This is a genomic window from Telmatocola sphagniphila (genome assembly GCF_018398935.1).
GTDB classification, from domain to species: Bacteria; Planctomycetota; Planctomycetia; order Gemmatales; family Gemmataceae; genus Telmatocola; species Telmatocola sphagniphila.
The window spans coordinates 659,356-673,662 of the sequence record NZ_CP074694.1; the positions used below are offsets into that span (position 1 = coordinate 659,356).

14 protein-coding genes are annotated in these 14,307 nt (G+C 53.0%); 10 read left to right on the forward strand and 4 right to left on the reverse strand.

The window, feature by feature from the left end:
* The first annotated feature begins 24 nt into the window (after positions 1–24).
* From KIH39_RS02885 to KIH39_RS02910, 6 genes are all read left to right on the forward strand, one after another.
* Positions 25–2,208: a glutamine synthetase III family protein gene (locus KIH39_RS02885; RefSeq protein WP_213497771.1), complete on the forward strand. Its 2,184-nt coding sequence runs from the start codon at positions 25–27 to the stop codon at positions 2,206–2,208.
* A 277-nt stretch (positions 2,209–2,485) separates the two neighbouring features.
* Positions 2,486–2,803, forward strand: a complete 318-nt coding sequence (locus KIH39_RS02890; RefSeq protein ID WP_213497772.1) for an HU family DNA-binding protein — start codon at positions 2,486–2,488, stop codon at positions 2,801–2,803.
* Between the two features lie 139 nt (positions 2,804–2,942).
* Positions 2,943–3,563: a hypothetical protein gene (locus KIH39_RS02895; RefSeq protein WP_213497773.1), complete on the forward strand. Its 621-nt coding sequence runs from the start codon at positions 2,943–2,945 to the stop codon at positions 3,561–3,563.
* A 2-nt stretch (positions 3,564–3,565) separates the two neighbouring features.
* Positions 3,566–4,303: a pyridoxine 5'-phosphate synthase gene (locus KIH39_RS02900; protein ID WP_213497774.1), complete on the forward strand. Its 738-nt coding sequence runs from the start codon at positions 3,566–3,568 to the stop codon at positions 4,301–4,303.
* A 98-nt stretch (positions 4,304–4,401) separates the two neighbouring features.
* The gene (locus KIH39_RS02905) at positions 4,402–5,457 is read left to right on the forward strand and encodes a peptidylprolyl isomerase (RefSeq protein WP_213497775.1); all 1,056 of its coding nucleotides are present in this window, start codon (positions 4,402–4,404) and stop codon (positions 5,455–5,457) included.
* Between the two features lie 76 nt (positions 5,458–5,533).
* The gene (locus KIH39_RS02910) at positions 5,534–5,914 is read left to right on the forward strand and encodes a DMT family protein (protein WP_213497776.1); all 381 of its coding nucleotides are present in this window, start codon (positions 5,534–5,536) and stop codon (positions 5,912–5,914) included.
* A gap of 67 nt (positions 5,915–5,981) precedes the next feature.
* On the opposite strand, the gene rpmA is transcribed toward KIH39_RS02910, so the two are convergent.
* From rpmA to KIH39_RS02925, 3 genes are all read right to left on the reverse strand, one after another.
* Positions 5,982–6,248: a 50S ribosomal protein L27 gene (gene rpmA, locus KIH39_RS02915; RefSeq protein WP_213497777.1), complete on the reverse strand. Its 267-nt coding sequence runs from the start codon at positions 6,246–6,248 to the stop codon at positions 5,982–5,984.
* A 150-nt stretch (positions 6,249–6,398) separates the two neighbouring features.
* Positions 6,399–7,847, reverse strand: coding sequence for a pyruvate kinase (pyk, locus tag KIH39_RS02920; RefSeq protein ID WP_213497778.1), 1,449 nt, complete (start codon positions 7,845–7,847; stop codon positions 6,399–6,401).
* Positions 7,848–7,883: 36 nt separating this feature from the next.
* A complete protein-coding gene (locus tag KIH39_RS02925; RefSeq protein WP_213497779.1) occupies positions 7,884–10,256 on the reverse strand; it encodes a S9 family peptidase in 2,373 nt (790 codons plus the stop codon).
* Between the two features lie 44 nt (positions 10,257–10,300).
* On the opposite strand from KIH39_RS02925, the gene cbiQ reads away from it, so the two are divergent.
* Entirely contained in the window at positions 10,301–11,056 is a 756-nt protein-coding gene (gene cbiQ, locus KIH39_RS02930) for a cobalt ECF transporter T component CbiQ (protein ID WP_213497780.1), read from the forward strand.
* Entirely contained in the window at positions 11,053–11,769 is a 717-nt protein-coding gene (locus tag KIH39_RS02935) for an energy-coupling factor ABC transporter ATP-binding protein (protein ID WP_246539493.1), read from the forward strand. Before cbiQ ends, KIH39_RS02935 begins: the two co-directional genes overlap by 4 nt.
* A gap of 58 nt (positions 11,770–11,827) precedes the next feature.
* On the opposite strand, the gene KIH39_RS02940 is transcribed toward KIH39_RS02935, so the two are convergent.
* Positions 11,828–12,199 carry a DUF3467 domain-containing protein gene (locus KIH39_RS02940; RefSeq protein ID WP_213497781.1) on the reverse strand — a complete coding sequence of 124 codons (372 nt, stop codon included), beginning with the start codon at positions 12,197–12,199 and terminating at the stop codon, positions 11,828–11,830.
* A gap of 232 nt (positions 12,200–12,431) precedes the next feature.
* On the opposite strand from KIH39_RS02940, the gene KIH39_RS02945 reads away from it, so the two are divergent.
* Positions 12,432–13,550, forward strand: coding sequence for a D-TA family PLP-dependent enzyme (locus KIH39_RS02945; RefSeq protein ID WP_246539495.1), 1,119 nt, complete (start codon positions 12,432–12,434; stop codon positions 13,548–13,550).
* 167 nt (positions 13,551–13,717) lie between these two features.
* The gene (locus tag KIH39_RS02950) at positions 13,718–14,230 is read left to right on the forward strand and encodes a PEGA domain-containing protein (protein WP_213497782.1); all 513 of its coding nucleotides are present in this window, start codon (positions 13,718–13,720) and stop codon (positions 14,228–14,230) included.
* Positions 14,231–14,307 lie beyond the last annotated feature (77 nt).

Sequence of the window (14,307 nt, forward strand, 5' to 3'; positions counted from 1 at the left end):
TAACATCACAGGGAAGCTCCTAGCATGGCGAAGTTGAACGGTCGGCAAAACATCATTCACAACATTGCAACCTCTCGGCACAAACTGGATAACGTGAATTTCAAAGAGAGCCATTTCAAAGAAATCTTCGGCTCGAATGTCTTCAACGAATCGGTCCAGCGAGAAAGACTGTCCAAGCCGGTCTTCAAAGCTCTCCAGCGAACCATCAAGCTGGGCACCACGCTCGATGCCGCCATTGCCGACGCCGTGGCTTCCGCGATGAAGGATTGGGCCCTGGAGAAAGGGGCCACCCACTTTACGCACCTGTTCCAGCCGATGACCGGCTTGACCGCTGAAAAGCACGATAGCTTTCTGTCTCCGTCGGGCGACGGTAATGCGATCGCGGAATTCAGCGGCAAGGAACTTTGCCAGGGCGAACCCGATGCCAGCTCGTTCCCCTCAGGTGGTTTGCGAGCGACCTTCGAGGCTCGCGGTTACACCGCCTGGGATCCGACCAGCCCAGCCTACATCCAGGAGAACCCCAACGGTTCCACGCTGGTAATTCCTACCGCTTTCATTTCGTGGACGGGCGAAGCTCTCGACAAGAAGACGCCTCTGTTGCGTTCGATGGAAGCACTGTCCACCCAGGCCAAGCGAATTCTGAAACTGTTCGGGAAAGATTGCAGCAAGGTCTTCACCACCGTGGGCCCCGAACAGGAATACTTCCTGATCGACAGCCAGTTCTTCTTCGCTCGTCCCGACCTTTTGAATGCCGGCCGTACGCTTTTCGGAGCGAATCCTCCCAAGGGGCAGGAACTCGAAGACCAGTACTTCGGGGCCATTCCGGAACGCGTTCTGGCCTGCATGGCCGATGCCGAAACTCAACTGTTCAAGCTGGGAGTTCCGGTGAAGACCCGCCATAATGAAGTGGCCCCCAGCCAGTACGAAATTGCGCCGATTTTCGAAGATTCGAACCTGGCTACCGACCACAATCAACTCGTGATGGAAGTGATTCGTCGCACGGCTCCGAAGTATGGACTGGCCGCTCTGTTCCACGAAAAGCCTTTTGCCGGCATCAATGGTTCGGGCAAGCACAATAACTGGTCCATGTCGTCCGACGATGGCGAAAACCTTCTGAATCCCGGTTCGACGCCGCACGAAAATGCACAGTTCCTGGTCTTCTGCGTGGCTGTGATTCGGGCTGTCGCCAAGTATCCCGAACTTCTGCGAGTGACCGTCAGCGGTGCCAACAACGATCATCGTCTGGGCGCCAACGAAGCTCCGCCGGCAATTATCTCGATCTTCCTGGGCGACCAACTCCAGGACATCATGGATCAGCTCGAAAAGGGCGCGGCCAAATCGACCAAGCAGGGCGGCTTTATGGAAATCGGCGTTTCGGTTCTTCCGAAACTTCCCAAAGACGCCGGCGACCGCAATCGAACCAGTCCTTTCGCTTTCACCGGCAACAAGTTCGAGTTCCGTGCCGTGGGCAGTTCCCAGTCGATTGCGGGACCGAATACCGTTCTGAACACCATCGTTTCGGAATCGCTGGATTTCATTGCTACAGAACTGGAAAAAGTTACCGCGGGCGGAAAGAATCTGAACTTGGCCGTGCAGGAGTTGCTGCCGAAAATCCTCAAGGATAGCAAGAAAGTGCTGTTCAACGGCGACGGCTACTCCGAAGAATGGCACAAAGAAGCTGAAAAGCGCGGACTGCCGAATCTGAAGAATACCGTAGACGCCCTGGCCAAGATCGTAAGCAAGGAAAGTCTGGAACTTTTCGCGAAGTACAAAGTGTATAACGAAGCCGAGCTTCGAAGCCGCTTTACCATTCTCTGCGAAAACTATGTCAAAGTCGTCACCGTGGAAGCGAAACTGACCAGTTTCATGGCCAAGACAATGATTATTCCCGCCTGCCTGCGTTACCAGACCGAAGTTGCCGGTGCTGTGGCAACCAGCAAAGCCGCAGGTGTCGAGGCAACCACCTCCATGGAACTGTTGAAGACTTTAAATTCGCAGATTATTACTCTCTCCACGGCTGTGGCAAAGCTGGATGCGGTTCTCGCTCATCACGCCAGTGGTGAACCGTACGATCACTCCAAGTACTCGCGCGATGCCGCCGTCCCCGCCATGAACGAGGTTCGAGCGGCGGCCGATAAGCTGGAAGCGATTGTCGCGGATGATCTCTGGCCGATCCCGACCTATCGCGAAATGCTCTTCATTAAATAAGGTAGCTCTGGAAGCCGACTGGAACTGACTCCGTCGGCCCTGAAGCCCTCCTGATAACCCCCCTTCAAAAATTCGCGAAAGAGTCAGCTGATTCCTCGCGAATTTTTGCATTTCTGACCAAAAAAGCGTCTAAAATCCAAGAGATATGGCATTTTTGAGACGGAAAATTGCCTTTTCTTTGGGAATTGTGGCGATTTTCGTTGACTAGTGAGTTGAGTACACCTATTCTCGCAATAACGATTTTTCCAACTGTACTATCAGACATGAGAGGCATCGAATGGCTAACCCGAAGTCGATTACGAAAGTTGAATTGTACAACCAGATCGCGGATGCGACCGGCATGACCAAGGCTCAGGTCAAAACTTTCTTCGACGGTTTGACCGCAACCATCATCAAGAATCTCGGCAAAAAGGGCCCCGGCGTTCTGACGCTCCCCGGCCTTTTCAAGCTCCGAGCGGTGAAGAAACCCGCAGTGAAGGGCGGCAAGGAAGTTCTCAATCGACTGACGGGCCAGATGACCATCACCAAGAACAAGCCCGCCTCGACCTCGGTCCGCGCTCGGGCTCTCAAGGGGCTCAAAGAAGCTCTCAAGTAAGCAACTTGCCCTACAAGTCATAAAACTAACAAAACGGTCTCGGAAGAGGCCGTTTTTTATTTCACATTAATCCAGCTACTTTCCGAACGAATACACTAATAAGAGCGTCGCCCTTGTCAATCAGAAGTGCAGATTCGCCATGGCCGCAGTCAGTAAAAGCTCGGATCCCTCCTTCGGTGTATATCCTCCGGAAGAGCATTCCGTCGAGCGACTGGAAGAACGGGTCCGGCTTCTGGAGGAAGAAGTCGTCGAACTGCGAAACGTCGTGACGACGTTCGGCGATCTTTTCGTCGGCACCTCTCCCAAAGATTCTGCACCGACCGCGACGGTCCCCCGCTCGGATAGCAGCGATCCAATCGCCGCAGTCGCCACTCAGGCCCTCAAAAAAACTTTTTGGAGTCGGTTGGGTAACTGGCCTTTGTTCGAACTTTATTCCGAAGTGATTCTGATATTCCGAATGTACATCGACCCGCGTTATCGAATGCGTCGGATGACCCAGTTGGTGATACCGGCCATCGCCATGCTCTTCGTTGGCAGCTACTTCTTCTTCAACTACCTTTTTGCTCTGCCAATCCTGAGTACGATTCTGGAAAGAGCTATCGAAATCTTCCTGGCTATACTTCTGTACAAGGTGCTGCTGGGTGAGTTGGTCCGATACAAAGAAGTTCTGCAAAATTTCGCGAATTGGAATAACCTGCGTCGGCCAACGGTTGTCACATCCGGAGGAGAAGATCCTCACACGCCCATGGAGATGGATTGAGAATGATTCGACTGGGTGTGAATATCGATCATGTTGCCACCGTACGGCAGGCACGACGCGGGTTCGAGCCCGATCCCGTACTGGCCGCCGGGTTGGCACTTCTGGGCGGTGCGGATACGATCACCATTCACTTGCGGGAAGACCGCCGTCACATCCAGGATCGCGATCTTTATATTCTCCGACAGACACTTCCTTCGGGATTGAATCTGGAGATGGCCTGTTCCGATGAAATCGTTCAACTGGCACTGAAGACGAAGCCCGATCAGGTAACGCTGGTTCCAGAGAAACGCCAGGAACTCACAACCGAAGGCGGTTTGGACGTTATTGGCAACGAGGCCGCGGTTGCTCAAGTGACCCAGCAACTGGGAAGCGCAGGAATTGACGTATCCCTCTTCATCGACCCCTCCATTGAGCAAGTGGAGAAATCGGCGAAACTCGGCGTGCGTGCGATCGAATTTCACACCGGTTCCTATGCGGAAGCCAGGGGCCGCGATGCGGTAGCTCATCAGCTTGGTCTCCTGCGTAAAGCAGCGGCGCGGGCGATCAAACTCGGATTGCACGTGCACATGGGGCACGGCTTGAATTACCTCAATGTCCAGCCGATCGTGCGGATTCCCGGAGTCGAGGAGTTGAACATTGGGCATAGTATCATCAGCCGGGCGATATTCGTAGGATTGGAAAGAGCGGTTAGAGAGATGAAGTTGGCAATGCAGGAAAACTTCCCCCACCCCGAAGTATGAGAATTTGAGCGGTCCTGGATATTCGTATTCCCATCTTATGGCTCATCGGTTATTGAATTTCTTTCAAGAGAATGTTTTTCCTGGCAGGAGCCTTTAAGATGAAGATTATCGGAAAGCCGGTGGTACTGGCTCTTTCGCTGGTATGGTCCGCAGGTGTTGTCAACGCTCAAGGACCGGCTGGTGGTAGCCCGAACGGTGGAATCGCCATCCCCGCTGTCGGTGGAGCGGAAGTTGCCACTCCACGACCCACCGGAGTGGCCGCCCGCGTCAACAATCAGAATATTCCCGAAGTCGCCGTGGCTCGCGCACTGAAAGCAGTGCCCGTGGAAGATCGAGCCAAGGCTCGGCCGGAAATCATTCAGTTTCTGATCGACAATGCTCTGATCGATCAATACCTCGGTGCCCTGAAGATCAGCGTCGATGCCTTCGAAGTGGAGAAGAAACTCGCTGAATTCAAAGCCGAAGCGACCTCCCACAAGCAGGAATACGCCAAGGTTCTCGAAAACCTGATGCTCACCGAAGAAGAGCTCAAGGAACATATCGTAGGGCAGACTCGCTTCGATAAGTTCGTTGCACAGCAGGCGACCCCAGAAGTGCTTCAACAGATGTTCAAGGCGAATATAGACGTGTTCGACGGTACGCTGGTCCGCGCCCGCCACATTCTGGTGACTCCAAAAGATGATTCCGCCAAGAGCAAGCAGGAAGCCGAAGTCAGAGCTCGCCAGATCAAGGTGGCACTCACCAAGGCCGTTAACGAAGCCATGGTCAAATTGCCGGCGGACACGACTAAAGAAGCCCGCGAGCAATATCGCCTGAAATTCACCGAAGATGCTTTCAAGCAGCTCGCCCAGTCCTATTCCGACTGCCCTTCGAAGAGCGAAGGCGGCGATCTGAACTGGTTCCCGCGTGCTGGCAGCATGGTGGAGCCTTTCGCCAAGGCGGCTTACGCGCTGCCTGCGGGAACGGTCAGCGACATCGTTCCCACGCAATTTGGATACCACCTGATTCTGGTGACGCAACGCAAGCAGGGGGCGCCGACGGAATTTGAGAAGGTTAAGGATGCCGTCCGAATGTACTATGAAGGGAAGCTTCGCGAAGCCATTACTGCGAAGATGCGGGCTACCGCGAAAATTGAAGTGACTCCCGGTCGCTAAAATTCTCCCGCATTATTTCGAGCGATCCCGTTTTTGGGATCGCTTCATTTTTTGTTGCCCTGATTAGGTTGATGACGTGCTACCAATTTTTTTGCTGATAGGCTCCAACATCTTCATGACCGTGGCCTGGTATGGCCATTTGAAATTCAAGGATCATTCGATCTGGATCGTTATTGCTGTCAGTTGGATGATCGCACTGCCGGAGTACCTGTTGCAGGTGCCGGCGAACCGACTGGGGACGAACACGTTCAGCGCGACGCAAATGAAGATCTTCCAGGAAGTGATCTCCGTTACCATCTTCATACTTTTCGGTTACTTTTATCTGAGAGAATCGCCGACCTGGCGAACAGGAGGGGCATTTTTGCTGATACTGCTGGCCGCCGGATTGGCTGCGAGCGATCACAAGAAACCGCTGATTGTGGAACTCGAAAATCCGCAACAGATCGCGGCGAAATAAAATAAACTCCTGCGCAGTCGAGCGACCGCGCGGGAGTTTCATCGAATTTCAAATTGTCCGAAATCGCTTATTTCGCGACTTCTGCAACCACGGGAGCCGTCACATTCACACGACGGCCTTCGCGATCGAATGATACCAGACCTTCGACCAAGGCGAACAGAGAATCATCCTTAGCTCGCTTCACGTTGCGACCGGGAAGGAACTTCGTACCCCGTTGCTTGATGATGATGCTGCCAACCGTGACGAACTGACCGGCGTAAGCTTTGACGCCGAGCCGTTTGGGGGCCGAGTCTCGTCCGTTACGTACCGAGCCCTGACCTTTCTTATGTGCCATTTCCGCCTCACTGTTAACTTCAAATAAGAATAATTATGATAAGAATCTCTGTTGCTGCGGACAATGGCAAGTAGCAGAAAATTCAGACTTCTGGGCGAACAATGATCGCAAATAGAGCTCTCTGCCAAGTCAGGTTTCGAAGATTCTGGATCAGGACGGAGCCACCGGCTTGCCATCGGGCCCGATTTTCAAAAGTCTAATGGTTGGCAGATAATCCCCTCCTTCAATCGGGTGCCCTGCGAGAACCAGTACCCGCATACCTTCCGTGAGAACCTTTGCGTCGAAAGAGTGCTGAATCGCTGTCGACATTCGATCATCACCCGCGCGGCGGCAGTAAATCATATGCACAGGTTTCAGACCCCAGACCAGAGCCATTTGCCGGACGACAAACTCCGAAGGGGAGGGAGCCACTACCATGGCTTTCGGGCGGTGCCGAGCAATCAACCGGGCGGTTCTACCAGATAGAGTTGGAGTGACAATGGCGTCGACTTTCAGCTTATTTGCCAGGTCGTAAACTTCATTGGTAATGATGTCGTCGACGTCTTCGGTCTTCAAATTCAGTTGCACCATCGGATCGGTCAGATCGGCCAGGTGCGATTCCGCTTCCAGGGCAATTTTGGACATGCAGAGCACGCTTTCCACCGGGTAATCGCCGGCAGCGGTCTCCCCGGAGAGCATGATGGCATCGGTCCCATCGTAAATCGCGTTAGCAACGTCACTGGCTTCCGCACGCGTCGGCCGAGGGTTTTTTCGCATCGAATCGAGCATATCCGTCGCGGTAATCACCGGCTTGCCGTAAGAACGCGCCAGGGTAATCAAGCGTTTCTGAACCGTGGGCACTCTTTCCAACGGGATCTCGACGCCTAAATCGCCGCGCGCCACCATAATACCGTCAAAGGCTCGCACGATTTCTTCCGCTCGCTCCACGGCCTCCGGACGTTCCATCTTGGCGATTAGCGGCACATCCAGGCCGAAACTTTTAGCCGCCAAACGGAGTTCCTCCGCTGCTTCCGCGCTCCGAACGAAGGAGAGTGCCAGCCAGTCACATCCGGATTTCGCGAGGAACGCCAGAGCGGTGCGGTCGGCGTCCGTCAACGCGGGTATGGTCAGCGGCGTGTCGGGTAGGTTCAATCCTTTCTTGGGAAGTAATTTTCCCCCGATGACGACTTTCGCCAGGAGTCGATCCTTCAATTTCTCCCCGGCTACCAGTTGCAACCGGCCATCATCCAGAAGAATGCGTTCGTTTGGCTTCACATCTTGAAGCATCTCCGGTTCCGTTATAGTGATGTCCTCCGCCGCAACCGGAGTGTGGGAGAGGCTGAAGGAAATCGTATCGCCGCCTCGAAGTTCGCGTTCTGAGGGGAGAAACACTCGGAGTTTAGGACCGGGCAGATCCGCCAGAATGGCAACATTCTTGCCGAGTTGCCGGGCAATAGTTCGCAGTCGATCGATCCGCTGGAGGTGCTCTTCAGCGCTCCCATGGGAACAGTTGATGCGGGCCACATCCATCCCGGCATCCAGTATCGCTCGCAGTCGCTCCTCCGAATCGGTCGAAGGACCCAGAGTTGCAACGATGCGCGTTTGACGTTCGATAGCCATAAAACCTTTCTTTGGAAACTCTCTCAACTCAAACAGTTATTTCGGTTCGCCCAAATGCTTTTTGAAGAATTTCGCCGTGCGAACCCAGAGCTTTTCCGTGACTTCCGGATCGGCCTGATACATGTGGGTGATACCCGCCAAGGGAACGAATTCGAAATCCTTGCCGGCGCGGAACAGCGCATCGGCCAGGCGGAGAGAGTGCCGAAAATAGACATTGTCATCGGCGGAACCATGCACCAGCATCAAAGGGCCGCGCAAATTCTTGGCTTTTTTGATCAGATTCGCTTCATCGTAGTCTTTTTGGTGCTCCGGCAGCAAGCCCATGTAGCGTTCTGTGTAGTGGGTATCGTAATCTTCCCAGTCAGTGACCGGAGCCCCGGCCACACCCGCTTTGAAGAAACTTTTTTCATCCAGCATTGCGAGAGCCGACATGTACCCGCCGAAGGACCAGCCGACGATACCCGAACGATCAATATCCAACTCCGGATATTTAAGAGCTAACTGCCGCAGAGCCAGTTGCTGATCCGCCAATGGAATTGAACCAAATTTGCCATAAATGTTACGTTCCCACTCGATTCCTTTGCCCGGGGTTCCTCGGTTGTCGATACCGACGATGATAAATCCCTGATTCGCCAGCCATTGCTTGATGAGCCAGGGCCGCATGGCATTTACGACGGTGAGATGATGTGGGCCACCATAGACATCCACGATGACCGGATATTTCTTCTTAGGATCGAAATTGGTCGGCCGGAGAATGCAAGTGGAGAAGTTCAACTCTCGCGTTTCATTCCTGGGACTGTTAAAGGTTTCACCACTTACAACATTCAACCATTCCCAACGTAGATCCAATTTCGGTTCCGCACCGACGGAGGGTATGTCGAATTTCTTCTGGTTGCCGAACCAGACGCTACTTTGCGGCATATTCTTGATCGAAGTATGCGTTCTCACGGACCATGAATGATCCCTGGCAAATACAGCGGTATGCTGGCCGGGCTCCTCGGAAAAACGTTCTAATTTGAGATCCTCTCCTTCATTCTTTGGGATACGAATTCTGTAGAGATGGATCTCACTGCTACCGTTGGCCTCTGCGTCCTTGAACGGGTATCCGGTAATAATGAATTCTGTCCCATCAGATTTTGCGGAGATCAGCTTTTCGAATAATGCTGGTTCTGAAAGATCCGAAATTTTCTTTTGATCTAAGTCTGCAAAAGAAAAGACCCCTTTGCCCGATTCGGAATTTTGGAAGCAGAGCCGATCAAAATCTCTCTGATATGTCGCAAAGAATAACTTGCTCTTAGGGAGCGACTTCAAAGACTCCGGATAGAGATTCAGAAAGCGAGAATTATGCTGTCTGCTAATAATCTCCGTGTCTTTCTTTTCTCCTTCAACCCGAAAAATAGCCTGGTGTTGCTGGGACCGGGTTTGCCAGATAATGAGCAATCCCGTTTCGTTGCTCCAGCCGACATTTGTTAAGTATTCCCATGATTCTGCAGATTTTGGTGAGGGGCTACCACTTTGAGGATCAAACTCTGGAAAAGTGATCTCCTCAAACTTCAGCCAGGATGGTTCCTTACCCGCCTGACCATCTTCCAGACTAATGAGTCCGACGCGGACCTTGGCATTCTTCTTACCGGGGCGAGGGTAATATTGCGGCAAGCCAGCCCGATCCGGCTTGCTCGGATCATTGACCGTCCACTGTTCCAACCCTTCGTGATCGGCCTCCTCAATCAGCATCATTTTGGAATCGGGCGACCACCAGAAGCCGTGCATCCGCTTCATTTCTTCCTGGGCCACGAACTCCGCCAGGCCGTGCGTTTTCACCAGTGTGCCGCCGTGCGTAATCCGAGATTCCTTATCGGTCGCGAGATCATAAACGTACACGTCCTGAAGGAGCACATAGCCGACTTTTCTGCCATCGGGACTGAGTTGCGGATCTATGGGCGAACCGGAGAGCTTCAATTCCTGGCTTTTCTTCTGCAACCGGTCGAAAGTGTAGAGCTTGCCGGAGAGGGGAATCAAGAGCTGCTGCGAATTTGGAATCTGGAAGTAATTGGAAATGCCTCGAGCGACAATTCGCATCCGTTCGCGTCGGGCTTTCTCCTCGATTGTCAGGTTTTCCTCTTTGGTTCCCATCAGCTGCGAAGCCAGCAGAAGTTCTTCAATTTTTCCGGTAGCTAAATCGAGGGAATGCAGGGCCAGTTGAGGTTCGCTTGCCCGGCTCCTGAGGAAGAGCACATATTTATTATCTTCGGTGAACTGGAAATTACCGGGACGGCCTCGGAGAAACCCCTGAGATTCGGCGTATTCCCGCAGGAAGCTAGTGTCGGGTTGATCGTTCACCGGTTTGTCCTGAGCATGCGAGTCAACGGGCAGTACGAGAAGTATTAACGAAAAACCGAGCCAACGCATGATAGCCACCTCAAAAGTGATCGTCCCGATCTTATAACAGTTTCATGGCCAATGCTCTGCAGAAAATTCCGTCGGCCGGCGCTTCGTTTGAACCCCGAGCTAAATTACTGGCGACCCTATCCGCGTTTATCCTATTGATCGCCAGCCAGTCGATTCCGATCCTGGCCGGGGCCGTCGGTTATATCCTGGTTATCTGCTTTCTCGTGCGAATGCCTTGGATTTGGACCCTGAATCGAGTTCTTTTAGTCTGGCTGGCGGCGTTGCCTTTTCTCTTGTTCGCACCATTCTGGATCACGGAAGGCCGAAAGTTGGCGGAGGTCTGGGGATTAGCGGTCTATGAAGGTGGGATGAAATTTTCCCTGGTTCTGGTTCTACGCACCACGGGCATTTCCCTTTGGGCGTTATTTATCCTGGCTACAACCAGTTGGACCCAGGGAATACAGGCCGCGCAAAAACTGGGAATGCCCCGAAAACTGGGGGCCATTCTGCTTCTGACCCACCGCTATATTTTTCTGATGAATGCCGAGTTGGATCGAATCAAAGTAGCAGTGCGCATTCGCGGTTTTCGGAATCGCATGAATCTGCACAGCCAGAAAACCATAGGTCATCTGCTCGGATTTCTGTTTCAGCAGGGTTTTCAGCGATCCGAGACTCTGCACCAGGCTTTGATGGTTCGCGGTTTTAACGGTCAACTCCCCAGTCTGCGGACCCCCGTGATGAAAACCAAAGATTGGGTATTTCTGACTTTCTCGATTTTGCTTCATTCCGCCCTGTTGGCCGGGGATTGGATGGGAAGATGACGAGCGAACCGATACTTTCCGTCGAGGAATTGGAATATCGCTATCCCGACGGCCGGGTGGCCCTGCATCGAGTATCCTTTGCGATTCGCCAGGGCGAATGTGTGGGAATTCTCGGGGCAAACGGCGCGGGTAAAACGACACTTTTCCTATTACTTTCGGGCGTGCTGAAAGCCCGGCAGGGCAAGGTACTGGTCGCCGGGCTAAATCCTTTTGATCTCCAGGATCGAAAAAAGCTGCCGACTAAGTTGGGAATCGTTTTTCAGGATAGCGATGATCAGATTTTTCATGCGACCGTGGAGGAAGATGTTGCCTTTGGCCCATTGAATCAGGGCTTGCCAATTGCGGAAGTGCAGGGCCGTATTCAGGAGGCAATGAAGTTAGCGGGGATTGTTGGTCTGGAACAACGCTGTCCCTTGAAACTCTCGGGCGGCGAGAAACGCAAGGTGGCCCTGGCCGGGATTCTGGCGATGCGGCCGGAAATCATTCTCTTCGATGAACCGAGTGTATTCCTGGATGCCCGCGGTCGGCGTTCGCTGGTTGAGACGATTTGCGGACTCCAGCAAACCAAATTAATCGCTTCTCATGATCTGGAATTGATCCGGGCCAGCTGCAATCGAATTCTGCTGATGGATGAAGGGCGAGTGATCGCCGATGGGCCTGCAGAAGATTTGTTGTCCAACGGGGAGTTGCTACGACAGCATGGGGTCATGTGAACCCCATACTATCCAGGGAACACGCCCAAAGCGTGTTCCGAGAGATTGATTCAAAAACTTACGATCGGTTGCCGGTCTGGCCCTGTTGCGGTCGAAAACGGCGCTGCGGATCCACTTCGACGGCCCCGAAAACCTGTTCGTGACGGCCGATGGCCATGTTCAAGGCGGTCAGAAGCCGTTTGGCAGTCGGGAAGCTCAACACCATGCGCTGATTGATGCGAACGGCTTCTGGTCCACTCTGCGTCATCAACCCGGAATGGAGACCGAAGTCCATTATCAACTCTTCGAACGTCGCCGTGACGCGGAAAAAGTTACTATAACTCGTGGTCATATTGGCGGTGTTGACCGTCAATCGCATCTGCTGATCGGCGGTTGCAGCTGGCGTCGTGACCGGTGGCGCTGCTTCTGGCTTGTTTGCTTCTTCTGCCATGAAAAACTCCAGTTTAATCGACCTTCGTCGAATCCGTTTGGGGAGGTCAATCTTCTTCGCATTATTGTATGAGGGATATCGAAAGTGCGATACCCCTGTAAAAAGAGATGTGTGAGGGAAAATCGCCGTTGGTCGCTAAAGAGTAGGCGTTATCCCGGTTGTGCCGAATTCGGAAACCTGGAAGCCGAACGGTTTTCAGCTAAGCTGAAGGTCAGAGTATTAAGGAAATCGAATGATCGCAACTCAATACAGTGTGACCAATCTTGCTAAGCTCTTTAGTCCTTCGCTGCTATTCTTCGAAGAACTTATCGAGGCTAATCTCAAAAGAGTCGTCGAAATTGCCGGGTCATCGGATCGCCTTCGCCCGCATGTGAAAACGCATAAATGTCCCGAAATCGTTCAAAAAGCCCTCCAACAGGGCATCACGAAGCATAAATGTGCCACGATTGCCGAAGCGGAAATGCTTGCGATCGAAAAAGTGCCCGATGTGCTGATTTCCTATCCGCTGGTCGGTCCGAACCTCCAAAGGCTTACCGCCCTGATTCAAAAATACCCGGCCACGTCCTTCGCGATTCTCGTCGATCATCCGACCTCTTTGAAAATGCTGGAACAGGCTTTATGCGAAGCCGGCGTGAAAGTCCGAGTTCTCCTCGATCTCGACGTCGGACAGCATCGCACGGGCATTTGCGTGGAAAAAGCAGGTGATCTCTATCGACAGCTAGCTTCGACGAAAAATGTTATCCCCGATGGTTTCCAACTCTACGATGGCCATAACAACCAGCCGGAATTGGAGTCCCGTAAAAAGGGAGTGGAAGCATTTCTCGAGCCGATTTTGCAATTGAGATCCCTACTCGAAAAGCAGGGAATCCCCGTTCCTCGGCTGGTGTGCGGAGGTACTCCTTCCTTTCCCGTGCATGCTTCCCTCAATATTCCCGGAGTGGAATGTTCGCCGGGAACGTTCGTGCTGCACGATGCCGGGTATGGTGAGAAATACGAGGATTTACGCGGTTTTCAGCCTGCGGCTGTCGTACTGACGAGGGTGGTTTCCAAACCGACGAAAGATCGGGTCACATTCGACGTCGGAACCAAGGCCATAGCCAGCGACCCGCCGGCCGGGAAGCGACTGAAGTTGATCGGCTTCGATAATTTTGAGCCTGTAGGGCACAACGAAGAGCACTTCATCATCCAAACTCCCGAAGCGGATCGGTTCCAACCCGGGGATTGGATGTACGCCGTGCCGATTCACATTTGTCCCACGGTAGCGCTGCATGCAACGGCCTATGTTGTGAAGGGACAGAAGGTGGGCGAACAGTGGAAGATCACGGCTCGCGACCGCGTCCTTACGATTTGATGTTCAGTTCGGAAGAAGCCTACAAATTCGGCTCGTATTCCTGCAAGTTCTCCATCTTCTCTCGCCCAGGCAGGATTGCGCCTCAGTGTCATCTCGGACTTGCAGATTCTTCAATTTCCGCGTATTGCCAGCCGTTACGAGTATTCAATTTACCGCACAGGTGCAGAATGCGTTTACGCGCGATTAAATTCGGTCTGGGCTTTACAGTCGCGGGACTGCTGACAGGCTGCGTGGAAAGACGATTTGTAGTCGATTCGACGCCGCCGGGTGCGAAAGTCTATGTGAACAATCAACCTGTGGGTTTCACACCGGTGGATGTCCCGTTCACATACTACGGTAAGTATGACATCACACTGGAACGCGAAGGCTATCAAACCGAAACGCAAAAATGGCACATCCCTGCCCCCTGGTGGGCCTATCCTCCTTTCGATTTCATAACCGAGAATCTCTATCCAGCTAAGATTCAAGACGTTCACCGAACCACATTCGATATGAAACCAATTGTTCCGCCGAATCTGGAAGAGATTCGTCTGGATGCGGAAGAGTTGCGTATCCGAGGTCAGGCGATTCCCGATCCGAGACATGTTTCTCCACCAAAGCGGGGAGTAGACCCCTTGGGAGTGGCTCCTCCTCCCCCGGCGAACGGCCTTCCGAATACTTCTCCTCCCACCTCCCGCTAATCTCGACCTCGCCCCGGTCCATTCAAACGAAAAGAGCCGCAGTATCCACTGCGGCTCTTTTCGTTTTTATTTCAAAG